This window comes from Roseiarcus sp. (assembly GCF_052145395.1).
Taxonomy (GTDB): domain Bacteria; phylum Pseudomonadota; class Alphaproteobacteria; order Rhizobiales; family Beijerinckiaceae; genus Roseiarcus.
Window position 1 is genome coordinate 1 of sequence record NZ_JBKQOT010000818.1, and the last position, 2,645, is coordinate 2,645.

The 2,645-nt window shown below is 69.1% G+C and carries 3 protein-coding genes; 2 read left to right on the forward strand and 1 reads right to left on the reverse strand.

The genetic code is table 11. The annotated features are described in order from the left end of the window. The first annotated feature begins 54 nt into the window (after nt 1–54). Nucleotides 55–660: a cob(I)yrinic acid a,c-diamide adenosyltransferase gene (locus ACLP25_RS28195; protein ID WP_442472409.1), complete on the forward strand. Its 606-nt coding sequence runs from the start codon at nt 55–57 to the stop codon at nt 658–660. Next, complete coding sequence (locus ACLP25_RS28200; RefSeq protein WP_442472407.1) at nt 657–1,757, forward strand: anhydro-N-acetylmuramic acid kinase; 1,101 nt, start codon at nt 657–659, stop codon at nt 1,755–1,757. Before ACLP25_RS28195 ends, ACLP25_RS28200 begins: the two co-directional genes overlap by 4 nt. A 51-nt stretch (nt 1,758–1,808) precedes the next feature. Here ACLP25_RS28200 and ACLP25_RS28205 read toward each other — a convergent pair whose 3' ends face one another. Beyond that, on the reverse strand, nt 1,809–2,231 hold the full coding sequence (locus ACLP25_RS28205; protein WP_442472408.1) for a hypothetical protein: 423 nt from the start codon (nt 2,229–2,231) through the stop codon (nt 1,809–1,811). Between the last annotated feature and the right edge of the window lie 414 nt (nt 2,232–2,645).

Below are 2,645 nucleotides of genomic sequence, written 5' to 3' on the forward strand. Positions count from 1 at the left end.
GGCGGCCGAAGGCCGCCGGGTGAGGGCCGGCCGACGCCACACCCTGGAGCGATCATGGTCCGATTGAACGTCATCTACACACGCACCGGGGACAAGGGCGAGAGCGGGCTCGGGGACGGGACCCGCCGGCCGAAGACGGACGCGCGCTTCGTCGCCATGGGCGACGTGGACGAAACGAACTGCGCGGTTGGCCTCGCGCGGTTTCACACCCGCGGCTCTGAGGACGTTACGCTCGCCGCGATCGAAGCCGATCTCGCTCGCGTGCAGAACGACCTTTTCGATCTCGGCGCGGATCTCTGCATGCCTGCGGCCGCAGGCGAGGCGCCGGGCGCGGCGCTCCGCGTCGCAGCGTCGCAGGTCGAGGCGCTCGAACGGGCAATCGACGCGCTCAACGACAACCTCGCGCCTCTGCGCTCGTTCGTTTTGCCGGGCGGAACCGCGGCCGCGGCCGCCTTGCACCATGCCCGCGCGGTCTGCCGGCGCGCTGAGCGGAGCGTCGTAGCGCTCGCCGACATCGAAGGCGAGGAGGTCGGTCCCGCCGCGCTCGCCTATATCAACAGGCTGTCGGACTATCTGTTTGTCGCCGCGCGCGCCGCTAATGATTTCGGCGCCGCCGACGTGCTCTGGGCGCCTGGCGCCAACCAGGCCGCGAGCCATTGAGCGCTGACGGTCTTACGACCGCCGTCGGCGTGATCAGCGGCACGTCGATGGACGGAATCGATGTCGCGCTGATCCGGAGCGACGGCGCGACGCGGGTCGAGACCGGCCCGGCGGCGACGTTTGCCTATCCCGAAACCGTCTCCCGCCTGCTCCGCGCGGTCGTGGCCGATCCGGGCGAGGCGGAGAGGCCGCAGGCGGATCTCGAAGGGCAGGTGACGGACGCCCATGTCGGGGCCGTAGAGGCGTTTTTTGCACGCTTCGGCGTCACGCGCGAAACGGTTGCGCTCATAGGACTGCACGGCCAGACCGTTCTGCATCGGCCCGCGGCCCGCCACACCCGGCAGCTTTGCGACGGCGCGCGCGCCGCGGCGAAGCTCGAGATCGACGTCGTCTGCGACTTCCGCTCGGCCGACGTCGCCGCGGGCGGCGAGGGCGCGCCGCTCGCGCCAATCTATCACGCGGCCATGGCGGCCGGGCTCGAGCGCCCTATGATGATCCTCAACTGGGGCGGGGTCGGCAACGTCACCTGGCTCGGGGAGAAGGGCGAAATCGTCGCCTTCGACACTGGGCCCGCCAACGCGCTGATCGACGATTTTTTGCTGAAACGTCGGGGGGTCGCCTTCGACGCGGACGGCGCGCTTGCGGCGAGCGGCCAGGTCGAAGCCGCCGCGCTCGCGGCGATGATGCGCGATCCGTACTTCGACCGGCCGCCGCCGAAGTCGCTCGACCGCAACCACTTCGCCGCAGCAGCAGGGTCTGTTGAACACTTGAGCGACGCGGACGGCGCCGCGACGCTCGCCGCCTTCACGGTCGAGGCGACTGCCGCCGCGCTGCGACAGGTTGCTCGGGCGCCGAAACGATGGCTGGTCGGGGGAGGGGGGAGGCGCAATCCCGTGCTGATGCGCAAACTCGCCGAGCGGCTCGCGGTCCCGGTCGAGCCGGTCGAGGCGATCGGTTTCGACGGCGACGCGATCGAGGCGCAGTGCTTCGCCTATCTGGCGTTGCGGTCGCGGCGCCGGTTGCCGCTGTCCTTCCCGACGACGACCGGGGTTCCGCGGCCGATGACCGGCGGATCGTTCTGGCCGGCGCCCAAATGAAAAGGGCCCCGCGCGCCGCGGGGCCCTTCTCTTGACGTCGCCTGCGCCCGCTTACTGGCAGACGTTGACCGGCCCGTTGCCGATCCATGCGCCGTTCGGCGCATAGAGCGGACGGTTCTGGATGCAGCCGCCGCCGTAGGGGGCGCCATATCCGTATCCGTATCCGTAATAGGGGTAGGCCGCCCCAGCTGCGATAGCGCCGGCCGCTATAGCCCCGGCGACCGCCGCGGGACCCCACCATCCGCCGTACCAGACGCCACCGCGCCAATAACCGGGGTGCCACACTCCGCCGCCATGCCAGCCGCCGCCCCAGCCGCCGCCATGCCAGCCGCCACCGTGCCAGCCTCCGCCGTGCCAGCCGCCGCCCCCGCCGTGCCACTGGGCCGCGGCTGGTTCGGTCGTCGCGACCAGCGACGCGCCCAGCGAAAGCGCCGCAACGCCGGCGATGAGCGCCTTGGAAACCGTGTTTCGCATTTTACCCTCCACTGGCCCCCCGAGAGGCGAGGCCCCTTGAACTCTCGCGTCTCGGGCGACCGCCCATCGACGCTTCGATGCGCACCATGCCGAGGAATTCCGCAACGATTATGATCGAAAAAAGGCGAACCGGCGGCAACGCGCGAATTCATGGAAAAAGCCCAAGTGTAGACTTCCCTGCCATGAATAGTTGTTCAGGTAAGGAAAATGAATGAACGTTAATAAAACTTAACCAGAGCCGCGCTGAACGCGAAGACGTGAGGGGTTCCCCAGGATACTTCCCCTCTCCGGGCGCCTTCCCAACCGGCCGACGCCCGAACGTTTGTTGGTTCGCCCCTACTGGCAGACGTTTACCCAGTGTCGACCGAGATAGTGGCCATGGCCGCCCGGCTGCGACCAGACTCTTCGGTTGAC